This is a genomic window from Mycobacterium sp., from assembly GCF_039583785.1.
Lineage (GTDB): Bacteria > Actinomycetota > Actinomycetes > Mycobacteriales > Mycobacteriaceae > Mycobacterium.
Window position 1 is genome coordinate 34,203 of record NZ_JAVKSG010000026.1, and the last position, 13,154, is coordinate 47,356.

14 protein-coding genes are annotated in these 13,154 nt (G+C 66.3%); 11 read left to right on the plus strand and 3 right to left on the minus strand.

From position 1 onward, the window contains the following. Positions 1-166 precede the first annotated feature (166 nt). The 4 genes from ABDV69_RS10605 (at position 167) to ABDV69_RS10620 (ending at position 2,569) form a co-directional block, all read left to right on the plus strand. Complete coding sequence (locus tag ABDV69_RS10605; protein WP_343573967.1) at positions 167-553, plus strand: hypothetical protein; 387 nt, start codon at positions 167-169, stop codon at positions 551-553. Positions 554-1,008: 455 nt separating this feature from the next. Continuing rightward, positions 1,009-1,278, plus strand: coding sequence for a DUF1778 domain-containing protein (locus ABDV69_RS10610; protein WP_343573969.1), 270 nt, complete (start codon positions 1,009-1,011; stop codon positions 1,276-1,278). A 3-nt stretch (positions 1,279-1,281) separates the two neighbouring features. Beyond that, the gene (locus ABDV69_RS10615) at positions 1,282-1,797 is read left to right on the plus strand and encodes a GNAT family N-acetyltransferase (RefSeq protein ID WP_343573972.1); all 516 of its coding nucleotides are present in this window, start codon (positions 1,282-1,284) and stop codon (positions 1,795-1,797) included. Positions 1,798-1,861: 64 nt separating this feature from the next. Beyond that, entirely contained in the window at positions 1,862-2,569 is a 708-nt protein-coding gene (locus tag ABDV69_RS10620) for a cutinase family protein (protein WP_343573975.1), read from the plus strand. 93 nt (positions 2,570-2,662) lie between these two features. Here the strand turns inward: ABDV69_RS10620 and ABDV69_RS10625 are convergent, their stop codons facing one another. Beyond that, positions 2,663-3,742 (minus strand): cytochrome P450, encoded by a 1,080-nt coding sequence (locus ABDV69_RS10625; protein ID WP_343573999.1) that lies wholly within the window; start codon positions 3,740-3,742, stop codon positions 2,663-2,665. A gap of 208 nt (positions 3,743-3,950) precedes the next feature. Between ABDV69_RS10625 and ABDV69_RS10630 the strand changes: the two genes are divergently transcribed. The 3 genes from ABDV69_RS10630 to ABDV69_RS10640 all read left to right on the plus strand — a co-directional run bounded on the left by ABDV69_RS10630 (position 3,951) and on the right by ABDV69_RS10640 (position 6,145). After that, positions 3,951-4,580, plus strand: a complete 630-nt coding sequence (locus ABDV69_RS10630) for a TetR family transcriptional regulator (protein WP_343573978.1) — start codon at positions 3,951-3,953, stop codon at positions 4,578-4,580. A 70-nt stretch (positions 4,581-4,650) separates the two neighbouring features. Continuing rightward, entirely contained in the window at positions 4,651-5,331 is a 681-nt protein-coding gene (locus ABDV69_RS10635) for a hypothetical protein (RefSeq protein ID WP_343573980.1), read from the plus strand. Positions 5,332-5,596: 265 nt separating this feature from the next. Then, positions 5,597-6,145 (plus strand): hypothetical protein, encoded by a 549-nt coding sequence (locus ABDV69_RS10640; RefSeq protein WP_343573983.1) that lies wholly within the window; start codon positions 5,597-5,599, stop codon positions 6,143-6,145. 222 nt (positions 6,146-6,367) lie between these two features. On the opposite strand, the gene ABDV69_RS10645 is transcribed toward ABDV69_RS10640, so the two are convergent. Together ABDV69_RS10645 and ABDV69_RS10650 are read right to left on the minus strand one after the other, a co-directional pair. Continuing rightward, positions 6,368-6,676 carry a winged helix-turn-helix domain-containing protein gene (locus tag ABDV69_RS10645; RefSeq protein WP_343574001.1) on the minus strand — a complete coding sequence of 103 codons (309 nt, stop codon included), beginning with the start codon at positions 6,674-6,676 and terminating at the stop codon, positions 6,368-6,370. 222 nt (positions 6,677-6,898) lie between these two features. Next, the gene (locus tag ABDV69_RS10650; RefSeq protein WP_343573985.1) at positions 6,899-7,714 is read right to left on the minus strand and encodes a DUF6671 family protein; all 816 of its coding nucleotides are present in this window, start codon (positions 7,712-7,714) and stop codon (positions 6,899-6,901) included. A 236-nt stretch (positions 7,715-7,950) separates the two neighbouring features. On the opposite strand from ABDV69_RS10650, the gene ABDV69_RS10655 reads away from it, so the two are divergent. The 4 genes from ABDV69_RS10655 (at position 7,951) to ABDV69_RS10670 (ending at position 13,080) form a co-directional block, all read left to right on the plus strand. Then, a complete protein-coding gene (locus ABDV69_RS10655; protein ID WP_343573986.1) occupies positions 7,951-9,528 on the plus strand; it encodes a proton-conducting transporter membrane subunit in 1,578 nt (525 codons plus the stop codon). Then, a complete protein-coding gene (locus ABDV69_RS10660; RefSeq protein ID WP_343573988.1) occupies positions 9,525-12,104 on the plus strand; it encodes a DUF2309 domain-containing protein in 2,580 nt (859 codons plus the stop codon). The genes ABDV69_RS10655 and ABDV69_RS10660 overlap by 4 nt, the downstream gene beginning before the upstream one ends. Next, complete coding sequence (locus ABDV69_RS10665) at positions 12,101-12,424, plus strand: DUF190 domain-containing protein (RefSeq protein WP_343573990.1); 324 nt, start codon at positions 12,101-12,103, stop codon at positions 12,422-12,424. The genes ABDV69_RS10660 and ABDV69_RS10665 overlap by 4 nt, the downstream gene beginning before the upstream one ends. A gap of 140 nt (positions 12,425-12,564) precedes the next feature. Beyond that, a complete protein-coding gene (locus ABDV69_RS10670; protein WP_343573992.1) occupies positions 12,565-13,080 on the plus strand; it encodes a carbonic anhydrase in 516 nt (171 codons plus the stop codon). Positions 13,081-13,154: the final 74 nt, after the last annotated feature.

Below are 13,154 nucleotides of genomic sequence, written 5' to 3' on the forward strand. Positions count from 1 at the left end.
CAGCAGAACCCGTACCAGCAGAACCCGTACCAGCAGAACCCGTACCAGCAGAACCCGTACCAGCAGAATCCGTACGGGGGCCCGGGCTACGGCTACTAGGGTGTGGTGCCAGCCAGTCGAAATGCGCACACTGGGTGTATTCGGTGTGCGCAGCCAGGAGGCCACAATGGACGACCACGGTCGGTTCGGATTCGAGCCGGAAGATTTCGAGCAGATACTTCGCGACGCGACCGAGGGTCTGCGGGACGCATTCGAGGGAGTCGGTCGGTTTTTCACCGTGCCCAGCGGGCGGGCCGGGTGGTCGTCGGTCTTCGAAGACCTCGCACGCCGCACCCGGACCAGGCCGGAGACCACCGGCGAAGCCGGTGACGGGGTGTGGGCGATCTACACGGTGGTGAGCGCCGACGGCGGTGCCCGTGTCGAGGAGGTGTACGCCACCGAGCTCGACGCTCTGCGGGCGAACCAGAACAACACCGACGCCACCCGCAAAGTTCGGTTCCTGCCCTACGGCATCGCGGTCAGCGTCCTCGACGATTCGGGCGAGACGTCCTAAGCCGTTGCGCCCGGGAGCCGCGACGCCGGTCACGTCGCTGCGGAGTTGGCGATCTGTCCGGTGCGTCACGCTTGGGGGGCATCGAGTGTGCGACCAGGGCGTCGACACGCCGACGTGAACCAACCCGGGGTACACGCTCAAATCCATAGCCGCACAATCGATCCTGTACATACGCAATCGACGCCGAGTGACGGCTGGCTGACCCGTGCCGGCGAACGAAAGTGGAATCGAACAGCGCGCGTCACAGCGAAACGAGTGCCACCGGTGGGATCCTCGACCAAAGCAGCTCAGCCTGGTGAAAAGTTGGGCGTCTACTCCCATTCGCTTGGCGGTAGGCGCAGCCGGAGCCGGGGACAACCGACTCTGGCGCTGACTCGAGGCCGGTAGGGTTTGCCCTAGAAACATACGTACAAATGCCGTACATTACGGTTGGCGAGTCAATTGGAGGTGTCATCGTGGCAGTCAAAGCGAAGCGCTTCGAGCTTCGCGCGGAGGAGGCGACCCTGGATCGTATCCAGCGAGCTGCGAATGTCGTGCATGAGCAAACCTCGGAATTCGTCCGGAAAGCCGCGATCCAACGTGCCGAGGATGTCCTGCGCCAAGAGCTGGTAACGGTGATGGAGCCCGAACAGTTCGACAAGCTGATGTCCGCGCTCGATGTTGCCGACGCCGCACCACGACTAGCGGCAGCCGCACGCAAGCCTGCGGTGTTCACGCGGCGCTGAGTGATGTTCGAGTCCGCACGGCTCGACGACGACCACGCCCTGGCAGGGTTCGACTGTGGTCAGGACTCGCTGAACGGCTGGCTGGTCGAGCACGCCCGCCGTGCCGACAGTAGCGGAGTGGCACACGTCTATGTGTGGACCCGGCAAGGGGAACCGAAGGTCTGCGCCTATTTCGCCATCTGTCCCACCGAAGTTGCGCGGAAGGGCGATGGCGTGCCGGCGTCAATGGCGGGGGGTTATTCCCGTGTACCCGGATATTTGATCGCCCGTCTGGCAATAGACGCATCGCTGCGTGGTCACGGATACGGCGAGCAGCTGCTCCTGGACGCAATTAGGAAAGCCGTCGCAGCGTCGGAGATCGGTGGAGGACGGCTCATCGTCGTTGATGCGCTAGACGACGAAGCCCAGTCGTTTTACGAGCATTACCATTTCGTCCCCGTCCGGTACCGCGAGCGTCGTCTGGTGATGAAAGTGTCCACAGCGGCTAAAGCACTCGGCGAGCGCTGGCACGACTCGTGAGTATCACCTCACCTTGGTCACGTCGCTGCGACCTCTTGGTGTTCTGTACGCCACAATGGGGACCATGTCCCTGAGCCTGGTCGGCCGTGTCCTTTTCGCAACACTGGCGACTGTCGGCGCACTGTGGAGTGCCCCGCTACCGATCGCCACCGCGCAACCATGTCCCGACGTCGAAGCGGTGTTCGCCCGCGGTACCAGCGAGCCACCTGGCGTCGGCGGCATCGGTGAGACGTTCGTCGATGAGTTGCGCACCGCGATCAGTCCCAAGTTGCTGGATGTGTACCCGGTCAATTACCAGGCCAGTAGCAACTTTTCTGACCGCATCGAATTCGCCCGCAGCGTCGTCGACGGAATCACCGACGCCAGCAAGCACATCGAAGCAACCGCGGCGAACTGCCCCAAGACCCGGATCGTGCTCGGGGGGTACTCGCAGGGCGCTGCGGTGGCCGGCTTCGTCACTTCGGCGTCGATCCCCGCCGGGATTCCCGAGCAGTACCGCTCGTTTTTGCCCAAGCCGATGCCGGCCGAGGTTGCCAATCACGTTGCGGCGGTGACGCTCTTCGGTGAGCCGTCGTCTGCCTGGCTGCAGAACTATGGCGCGCCGATCGTGACCATCGGCCCGCTGTACGTGCCCAAGACGCTGGAATTGTGCGCCGCCGGCGACACCATCTGCAACGGGGATGCCGGAGCGCTGCCGACCTTCGCGCACACGACCTACTCGGTGAACGGAATGACCCAGCAGGCAGCGGATTTCGCCGCCAGCCGGCTGTAGCGGTCAGTCCGGCTGGTTCATCACCGGCGTGGCGAACAGCTCGGCCATCTCGTCTTTGGGTCTGTCAGGCACGGAATAGCCTCATCTCGTCGCTCACCAGGTGACCGGCAGCTCTTTCATGCCGTAGATGTCGGCGTCCTTGAACTTCAGCTGGTCCGCCGGCACTGCGAGTCGCAGCCTGGGAAGCCGGCGCGCCAAGGTCGAGAATGCCACCTGCATCTCGACTCGCGCGAGGTTGGCCCCGATACATTGGTGGGTGCCGTAGCCGAAAGCCAGATGTCCGCGCGCATTTCGCTCGATGTCGAGCTTTTCGGGCTCGGCGGCGCAAGCGGTGTCCCAGTTGCCGGCAGGCAGGTTCATCAACACCCGCTCGCCGACGCGGATCAGCTGACCACCGATCGTGAGGTCTTCGATCGCGACGCGATCCACCTGCGCGTGAACGATGCTCAGATACCGCAGCAGTTCCTCGACGGCGCGCGCGATGACGGTGCCATCCCCGGTCTGGCCGAGCAGCTCGAAGACATTCGGATGCTCCAGCAGCGCAACGGTTCCCAACGAGATCATGTTGGCGGTGGTCTCGTGACCGGCCAGCATCATGATCACGGCGTTGACGGCGACAGTGTCGCGAGTGAGGTGGCCGGTTGCGACGTAATCGGTCAGGAGGCGGCTGATCAGGTCGTCCCCGGGTGCGCGCTCCTTACGCGTTACCAGTTCCTGGATGTAGCGGTACATCTCACCAAAGCCGTGGGCACGTTGCTCTTCAGTCGAGTTGACGTCCAGCCCGACGCTGGTGTTGCGCTGGAAGAGGTCGAGGTCCTGCGGCGGGACACCGAGCAGCAGCGCGATCACCAAAGACGGCACCGGCAGGCCGAAGTCGCGCACCAGGTCGGCGGGTGGTCCGCCGTCGATCATCTCATCCAGGTAGTGGTCGACCAGATCTTGAATCTGCGGCCGCATCGCCTCGCAACGGCGGAAAGTGAATTGGCTGGTCATCATCCGCCGCAGCCGGTGATGCTCGGGATCGTCGATGCGCGCGAAAATGAGCGGTGCACTGTCGTCCTCCGGCGGCGTGACCAGATCGGGGAGAGTCGCGGCAGACAACCGCGGATCGACCAGCGCCGCGCGGATGTCCTGGTAGCGGCTGATGCTCCAGACGGGCTCGCCGTTCCAGATCGCCCGCCGCAGGCCCGGCTCTGCTCGCCAGCTCTCGAACTCGGCAGGCGGCGCCAGCGGGCACCGCCCGGTGCGCCGCATCGGGATTACGGGCAGGTCGGAAGTCGTTGCGGCCACCGGCGTCCCTCCTTAAGTGTCAGATAGCTGCCAATTGCACCGAGCGTAAAACGCGTCTTAGTGACGGTCAACTGTCAGTTAGGCTCAAATCGTGACCGCGGTGAGCGATCGGCCGTTGCGTGCCGATGCCGCGCGCAATGCCGAGCGAATCCTGCGGGCCACCCGGGACGTCTATGACGAACTCGGGCCGGATGCACCCATCGAGGCGATAGCCCGTCGGGCCGGCGTCGGTGAGCGCACGCTCTACCGCAGATTTCCGACCAAGGCCGAGTTGGTCCGGGCCGCGCTCGACCAGTGCATCGCCGAAGACCTCACGCCGGCGATCGAGACGGCCCGCCGCGCCACCGATCCGCTGGACGGCCTCGCTGAGCTCATCGATGCGGCAATATCGCTGGGCGCGCGCGAGCACAACTTATTGACCGCCGCGCGCAGGGCGGGTTCCCTGACCTCGGACGTGTCGACCCCGCTCATCGAGGCGCTCACCGAGCTCGCCGAGCGCGGCCAGCGGGCCGGTGCCGTTCGCGCCGACCTGGCGGCCGCCGACCTGCCACGGATGATCGCGATGTTGTACAGCGTGCTACAGACGATGGATGCCGGCAGCGACGGCTGGCGCCGCTACGTCGCACTGATGCTGGACGCGATATCGGCCGGCGAGCGACGTCCGCTGCCCCCGGTCGCTGTCCTGCGCTTCGAGCCGGAATCGAGCAGCTGGCCGGTCTAAAGCAGGCGCTTTACCTGCAGCGTCGTTATCTGATCGTGACTAATTCGCAATTTCCTCGTAAGCTGCGGCCGTGGCTCGTCACGAGTTAGCCAGCGGTAGGCGTAAATCGCCGGGCGTGATGGCTGCGGTTGCCGCCCCGGCCGCCGTCATATTTGCGCTCGGGGGGAGCACCCACGCCGAGGACCATCACGGCAAGGCCGCCGCACTGGCTGATGACACCGCGCCGTGTTGCCACCTGCAGATGACGGCCGGCATGCCGATGGCATCGTCATGGTCCGCATCCGGTGTGCAGGCTGGCGGCGATGTCGCCGAAACGGCGTCCGCATCGCGTGCATCGCGCTGGCATGTCGCCGCCAAGAACGCCCCGCAGGTTCTGATCGCGGATGTCGCGCCGGAACGTGGCCTCCAGGTCAAGACCATCCTGGTGGCCCGCACCATCAGCGCAATCTTCCCGGAGATCAAGAGCATCGGCGGCGTCCGACCGGACGCTCGTCCGTGGCATCCTCGGGGTCTGGCCATCGACGTGATGATCCCCAACGCGTCCAGCGCGTCCGGCATCGCACTGGGCAACCAGATCGTCTCGTTCGTCCTCAGGAACGCGGACAAGTTCGCGCTGCAGGATTGTATTTGGCGTGGGACGTACTACACGCCCGGTGGCCCGTCCGGATCCGGCTATGGCCACTACGACCACGTGCACATCACCACGCACGGTGGGGGATATCCCACCGGCCGCGAAGTCTACCTTCGCTGATCCCAGCGTCAAAGCTGTAGGCCCACCAGGCTACCGATACCGAATTGTGATGTAACGTATCAAACATCAAGGGCTGGTTCGGGTTTCGGCTGACCGCCAAACCAGGCTGAACGTCTCTATTTGGAAACGCTCCGGTGCGGCGTGGTGCGTCTTCGACACTGGTCTATTAAAAATGGGTTGGCCGTGAGAATCGCGGTCGCGGTGCGGCTGCACCGGTGTTGATCTGCGGGCACCCGCCTGGCCGTGATAGGGAGAGTTGACGTCGATGACAGACCGATTCGGCATTAAAGTTGTTGCCGGCGTTGGATTATGCGGTGCCGCGATAGTGCTGAGCCCACTTGCGGGAGCCTCCCCGTTGAAGACGGGCGGCGGCGCGTGCATGTATGGAGCGGCAGGTGAAGTCGGCGCGCCGGCTGCCGCTGGTGCCGCCGGAGCAGGTGGTGCTGCTGGTGCCGCCGGAGCAGGGCCTGCCTGCGTGCCGGCAGGCGCACCGATCACCGACATGGCCGGTGCACCCGTGGCCGCGCCGCTACCCGCCGGAGCTCCCGTCCTCGGTGGCGCTCCCATCCCGGGTGGACTTCCGATTCCCGCGGGCGCTCCCATCCCGGGTGGACTTCCGATTCCCGCGGGAGCGGGAGCCCCACTGCCCGTTGCGGTTCCGGCTGGTGCTCCGCTGATCGCGCTGGGCGGACTGCCGGGCGCACCGATCGCGGACATGGCCGGTGTTGCAGGTGGCAAGGGTGCGCCATCGGGCGCGGCGCCGACGAGCGGCCCGCTGCCCGGCCAGCCGCTGCCGCCCGGCCCCGCTGAGTGAGAACACAAAAAAGGTCCTCCGGCTCGCGGCGCCCGACTCACGGTTAACGAGGACCTAACCGTTACCGACAGCAGTGACAGCCAAACAGTCCAGGAATACGTTGCGCGCCAAGACCAAGCCAAGGTTCTCGGCCGACAACATCCGCGCCGCCCGAACGCAGTTCTGCTGGGTACTGCTTGTCTGGTTCGAGACAACAAAATGGCCCGGTGATGCTTGGGGTACTCAGGAGAGAGTATCGATCAGTTCTCCGACGGTATGGCCCGATTCCAGGGGGTGGCGTAACCGGCCGTTAGGGTTGACGGTGTAGCTGTTGCGCCGGCCCATCTTGGTCTTGGTCAGGTAACCTTCGGCGACCAGGTCGGCCAGGATGGCCTGCACGGCGCGCTCGGTGATGCCGATTCGCAGGCTCAGGTCCCTCGTGGTCAGCGATTCCTGGTGGGCCAGGCACAGCAGCGCATGAGCGTGATTGGTCAAGAATGTCCAGCCGCGGGTTCCGGTGTAGCCGTGCGCGATCGGGGTGTCGGCCGCCATCGCCGCATGCGCAGGAGTTGGCCGTGTGCGGGGGGCAACAGGCTTACGGGGTGGCTTCGCGGCGACCATCAGAGTCATCGTAGTACGGATCTTTTCGCGTATTGCATTTCCGGTAGCGTCGAACGCGGCTTTGTCGCCCGGGTCCTCGTTGCCCTGATGAGGTCGGTCGACGGACTCGAGGATCCGGGACGGCCCTGGCGGTTGCGGGTCTTGGTGTCTTTGTTACGGGTTGCAGGTGGGACACCAGCGGGGGTCGGCCGCCGTCGTGGGCAGGGGGTGGCTGTGGCGCTGCGGGCAGCGGGCGCAGCCGTGGATCTCGGCTCGCGGCAGATCGGTTTGGGTGGCGCAGATGCGGCATGCCAGACCGCGTTCGACGTCGATGCGGCCGTATCCGGGAGTCGCGCACCGGGGGCACGCGGTGGCCAATCTGTCAGCGAGTGCTCGGGCGAGCCGGATGAGTGCGGCTTGACGGGTGGGGTTGTGGTGGGCGCGCAGATCGGGTTCGACGATCGCGTGTCCGTCCGTGGATCGGGCGGCGGCGATGGCGATGGCCGCCGATAGTTGTCGGATGTCGTTGATTCCCTTGGTGATTGCCGCCGTATCGTCGCCTGATGACGGCCGCACGATACAGGCTTGGGCTGGCCAGCCCTGGCTGATCGGGTCAGGGAGGTCGGCGGCGGCGCGCACGCGCCGACTGCTGCCCGGCACCGACTGTATGCGCAGGCCTTCGATGATTTCGAGGTTGCGGGTGTCGTCGACGAACAGCGCGATCTCTTCGTGGCCGGGCCAGCCGGTACCCGGCAGCGGGCCGTAGGTTGCTTCGGTGGCCAGCCCGTAGGGGGTGTCGGCGGCGGACATGGCCAGGTGTGCCTTGGCGCGTGCGGCGTCGCGGGCGGGCAGGGTGCGCGGTCGTTCCCCGCTGAAGGTGCCGAACCGGTCGGTGTCTAGGTCCGGTGGTGTGATCAGACGTGCGCCGAGGACGTCGGCGAATGCCGGGGCCAGCTGGTGCTGCTTGCCGTGGCGGGTGCCGATGGCCACGACCTGTTCCTGGTAAGGGCCGCCCTGGGCTCTCGCGGTGCTCGCGAGAGCCCGACGTTGCCCCATGCGTGCGCTGTCGCTGCTCAACTGCCTTCTTCCATCCGACATGACCTATGCACGATCCCCAGTATATGCGAACTACAATTCATAAATATTGACACGTGAGTTGCAAAACACGTAATATGTTTCGCTATGAGGGACTGCGCGCGGCGGGTGCACGAAGTGCGGGTGGGGCGATGAGTGTCGTCGTGATTGCGGTGTTGGTCCTGCCGCTGGCGGCGGCGGCCGTCACTGCTGTTACCCGGGGGCGCGATCCCCGGTTGACCGGCCAGTTGGGCGCCGGCGCCACCGGGGTGGGTTTCGTGCTCAGCGTTGCGCTGGCGGTTCGTGTCGCCGGGCATTCCGAGGTGTCGGCGGTGCTGACCAACGGTGCTGGCGCGCTTGTGGTCGGGGTGTCGGTGGACCGGTTGACCGTGGTGTTGTTGCTGCTGGTGTACGTGATCGGCACTGTGGCGCAGGCCTTTGCGGTGCGTTATCTGCACGGCGATCCCCGCGCCGGGTGGTTCAGCGTTTCAGCGTGCCTGCTGACCGCCGTCACCGGCGCAATGGTGACATCGACCACGCTGGTGGGAATGGCCGCCTGTTGGACGGTTGGGGGTGTGGCGCTGTGCCTACTGCTGTCGACCTATTCGCATGTGCCGGCCGCCCGGCTGGGCGTCACCCGTACTGTCACGGCGTTGGTGATCGGCGATTTTGCGCTGTGGGGCGCGGTCGCAATGGTTACCGCCCGTGTCGGCACGGTGGAGCTGCGCGAGCTGGGCGCGGCCTTGCAGGGTCAGTCGGCGGTGTTCATCGGGGCCGCGGCCGCGCTGGTGGTGGTAGCGGCTTTGTCGCGCTCGGCGCAGATCCCCTTTCACCGCTGGTTGCCGGCAACGCTGGCCGCGCCGACGCCGGTGTCGGCGTTGCTGCACGCCGGTGTGGTCAACGGCGGTGGGATGTTGTTGGTGCGCAACGGATATCTAGTGGGGCAGTCCGGGTTCGCGATGGTCCTGGCGGCGGTGGCGGGCGGTCTGACTGCGGTCTATGGCACCGCGGCGATGCTGGCCAAGCCGGACGTCAAGGGGGCTCTCGTCTACTCGACCACCGCCCAGATGGGCTTCATGATGCTGACCTGTGGCGTGGGTCTCTACGGTGCCGCGGTGTTCCATCTCGTCGCCCACGGCATGTACAAGGCAACCCTGTTCCTTAACTCCGGGGCGGCGGTGGCGCGGCGTGCGCACGCGTCGCGGTGGGCGCCGGCACCGGAGATCACTGCGCGCACCAGATTCGGGTTGCTGGCCGCCGCGCTCCTGCTTCCCGCGCTGGCGTTGACTGCAGCGCTGCTGATCGTGCCGCAATCAGCGGCCGAACACGGCTCGGGGGCAGTGCTGTTGGTCTTCGGCTGGGCCACTGCGGCAGCGGCCACCGCCGGCTGGTTGCGGCGACGCCACAGCCCCTTCGCCTTGATCACGGTATCGGCGACGCTGGTCGCGGCGGCAGCCGGTTACCGGGTCCTGGTCGCCGGCTTTACCGGCTTCATCGACCCAGCGCTTCCCCCGACCACCGCACCCCAGGTGGCGGTCTGGGCGGTGGTGATCGCAGCCGTCGCGTTGGCGGTGCTCGCGGTGCTGCGTAAGACGCCCACCGGCGGCCGGGTCGGATCTTTGCATCGGTCGGTCTACGTGGCCGCGCTCAGCGCCGGACACGTCAGCGTCCCGCATAGGCCGCTGCGGGAGGCCACCATCTCACTGTCAGTCAGAGGAGCGCATCAGTGACCGATACCGCTAACCCCGTCACCATCGCTGCGCGCCGCACGCATGTGCGCACTCAGATCGCGCTGGCCTCACGCGTGCTGCCGACGTACTACCCGCTACGCACGTTCATCGCGGTCAATCCCCTTGCCGGCCTGGAGAGGATGCCGTTCGAACAGGCGATACACCGCGCCGGTGACCTCTACGGCATCCGGGGCGTCCTGCCCTTGCAGCACTTCCGTGCGCTACACCGCGACGGCCGGATCACCGACGATGACCTTGACAGTGTGCTGCGTCGGCGCTGCCCTGGTTTGCTCGACGGGCCGGCGATCCGGTTCGGGACGACCACGCTGACCCCGACCCAGATATTGCGTGCCGACCTGCTGCACGGCCACCCCACACCGGATCCGGTCCGGCGCAGCCGGATGATCAGCGAGGTCGTCTTGCCGCACATCGCCGGCTCCGTCGATGACCACACCGTCAAGTGGTGCGCAGCGTTTATCGGCGCCGATTCGGCCGGTTGGCCGATGCCGGACCGCGAACACGGTTTCTACGCCGCCTGGCGCGCGTTGGCGTGGCGGGACCCGGCGCTGGGTCCTCGCGTGCGCACAGCACTGCGCGCCGCGCCGGTGCGGGCCGACGACGCCGTGCTGGACGCGCTGGACGCGCTGGATATCGGCGACGAGAACCGTATTGCCTGCCTGCAGGCGCACCTGACGCGGCTACCCGGATGGGCCGCCCATGTGCGGTGGCACGCCGAGAATGCCTCAGGAATCGATGTGACCGAGTACCTGGCTGTGCGGCTGACCTACGAGTCGGCGCTATTGGCCGAGGCCGCCCCGGGTGGCGCCGCGCCGGTCGACGACGCGCTGCCCACCGTTGCATCAGCACGCCAACGCGCCGTTGACCTGACCCGCCTCGGGCACATCGCCGAGCTGTCTGAATCCGAGTTAGCTTCTGTGGCAAGGGTTTTAGCCGCGCTTCCAGCCACCGCTCGGGAGATGGTCTGGCAGCAGGCCTACGAACATCACTACCAGCGCGAGCTGCTCGCCGCGCTCGCCGGCGCGCAACCCGCGCCCGCGGAGCTCTCCCGGATCCAGGTCGTCACCTGTATCGACACCCGCTCGGAGGGTCTGCGCCGTCACCTTGAGACCCGCCCCGGAGTCGAAACCTTAGGGTTCGCTGGTTTTTTCGCGGTCGCGATCCGGTTCACCGACCTGCTGGGCGGTGCCCCCAACGACCTGTGCCCGGTGCTGATCTCGCCAGATCACCTCGTCAGCGAACTGCCCGCACCCGGTGCCGGGGCCGGCGCCGGACGCCGGATGGCCGGCATGGGCGTGCTGGCCGCCGGGGACTCGGCGATACACACCGCGGAGCAGACACCGGCCGCCCCGTTCACCCTGGCCGAAGCCGCCGGCTGGGCGGCCGGGCCCTGGGCCACCGTCAAGACGCTGGCGCCGCGGGTGGCCGGTGCGCTGCGCCGCCGTGCGCGCGACATCATCGCCCCGCCCGCTGACACGGTGCTCAGCGTCAACGACAGCGTCTCCCTAGATCAGCGGGTGCTGTTCGCCCATGCCGCGCTGACCACGATGGGACTGACCCGCGATTTCGCCCGGTTGGTGGTGATGTGCGCGCATACCAGCCGCACCGAGAACAACCCCTACCAGGCGGCGCTGGACTGCGGCGCCTGCGGCGGCCAGCCCGGTGACCCCAACGCCCGCACAGCCGCATCGATTCTGAACAACCACGACGTCCGTACCGAGCTGCGCCAGCATGGCATCAACATCCCCGACGACACCTGGTTCCTCGCCGCGCTGCACGACACCGCCGTCGACGAAGTCAGCGTGCTCGAACGCCACCTCATCCCCCCGGCGTTTCACGGCGACATCGAACGGCTCGAGGAAGACCTCCGCGCGGCCGGTCGCGCCCTGGCCGCCCAACGGTGCGCCTTGCTGCCCGGCGCGCCACGGGCGAGTTCTCCGAAACGGGCCGCGCGCCACGTCCGCGTCCGCTCCGCGGACTGGGCGCAGGTCTACCCCGAATGGGCGCTGGCCGGCAACGCCGCGTTCATCGTCGGACCCCGTTCACTCACCCGCGGAGTCGACCTGCGCTGCCGCACCTTCCTGCACTCCTACGACGCCGACATCGACGCCGACGGTGGTGGGCTGGAAATCATCCTCACCGCTCCGCTCGTCGTCGCCCAATGGATCAACAGCCAGTACTACTTCTCCACGGTGGCCCCCGACGTCTTTGGGGCCGGCACCAAGACCATCCACAACGTCGTCGGCACAGCCGGGGTGATCGCCGGATACAACAGTGACCTCAAACTTGGGCTGCCCTGGCAGTCGATCGCCGACGGGGCCCGGCTCATGCACGAGCCGATGCGGCTGCTTGCCGTCGTCCAAGCACCCCTGGAACGCATCGACATGATCATCGACCGCAACCCCATCCTGCAGCAGCTGTTCGGCAACGACTGGGTCGCACTGACCGCTCGCAACGACAGCGTGGCGCCTTGGCATCGCTGGACGCACGCCGGATGGCAGCCCAACACCCAAACCCTCACCGCCGAAACGCAACACGAAACGGAGATCTCGCTATGACACCACACGGACTGACCAACATGACCAAACTGGAGGTCATCGTCGGCGGCGAGGATTCCCCCGCAGTGGCCGACCTCTTCCGCAGCAGCGGCGCCAGCGGCTACACCAGCGTGTCCGGCGTCTCCGGGCTCGGCCACGCCGGACACCACCAAGGGCGACTGCTGTTCAACCAGAAGGCAGCCCTGGAACTGCTCATCACCGTCGTGTCACCACAGCGCGCCGAAGCCTTGATCACCGGCCTGCGCGAGTTGCTCGACTCCACGCCCGGAGTGATGTTCGTGACCGACACCTATGTCAGCCGTCCCGAGTACTTCACCTGAGTCTCGGTCAACACCCCTCAAAGGAAAGGAAGATCCCAATGCCGACACCAACCACTGCCTGGCACACCCTGCGCATCGGCAACGAAAATTGCTACACATCAACACGTTCACATCGAAACACCGCTTCAGCGCAGCCGCCAGTGGCCCTGGTGTTCCGGTGCGCTGATGCCGGCCCCGCCAGCAACGTCATCTTCGGGCAGAGCTTCACATCGATCATCGAGGTCAGCATCTGGGGCCATGTCATCGACACCGGTGTGCTCGCTACCGTCGACCACGCCGTCGGCACACTGCAGGTGCCCCTGATCTTGGTGTTGGGACACCAGAACTGCGCTGCCATGCACACCGCCCTGAAAGTGTGGAACGACGGACAAGACCTTCCCCAGTCGGCCACCCGCGCGGCAGTCGAACAAGCCACCACATCGATCCTGCACCGCGCATCTGGTGCAGTCAGCGCCGATCTCCTCGAAGCCGGACACGTGGTCGAAGCCGGACTAGCACTGCTACAAAAGTCGCCGGTACTAGCCCGCGCAGTCGACACCGGCAGGTCCGCCGTCATCTGCGCCCTCACCGAAGACTCCGACAACGGGCGAGTCCGGGTATGCGCCACCATCGGAGACGTCGACGACCAGACCCAGGATCTGCTCGAATGCGTATGAATGCCAGGAGGTGAACATGCTGATCGCATGCACGCACGCACTCGCCACGATGAACACAAACCCCAATTCGTCAG

Excerpts from the sequence above, each read along its gene's own strand:
- ABDV69_RS10655 (WP_343573986.1), top strand. The coding sequence starts at position 7,951 with ATGAGTGTCGTCGTGATTGCGGTGTTGGTCCTGCCGCTGGCGGCGGCG.
- ABDV69_RS10645 (WP_343574001.1), bottom strand. The coding sequence starts at position 6,676 with ATGGCGGCCGACACCCCGATCGCGCACGGCTACACCGGAACCCGCGGC.
- ABDV69_RS10615 (WP_343573972.1), top strand. The coding sequence starts at position 1,282 with ATGTTCGAGTCCGCACGGCTCGACGACGACCACGCCCTGGCAGGGTTC.
- ABDV69_RS10605 (WP_343573967.1), top strand. The coding sequence starts at position 167 with ATGGACGACCACGGTCGGTTCGGATTCGAGCCGGAAGATTTCGAGCAG.
- ABDV69_RS10620 (WP_343573975.1), top strand. The coding sequence starts at position 1,862 with ATGTCCCTGAGCCTGGTCGGCCGTGTCCTTTTCGCAACACTGGCGACT.
- ABDV69_RS10640 (WP_343573983.1), top strand. The coding sequence starts at position 5,597 with ATGACAGACCGATTCGGCATTAAAGTTGTTGCCGGCGTTGGATTATGC.
- ABDV69_RS10665 (WP_343573990.1), top strand. The coding sequence starts at position 12,101 with ATGACACCACACGGACTGACCAACATGACCAAACTGGAGGTCATCGTC.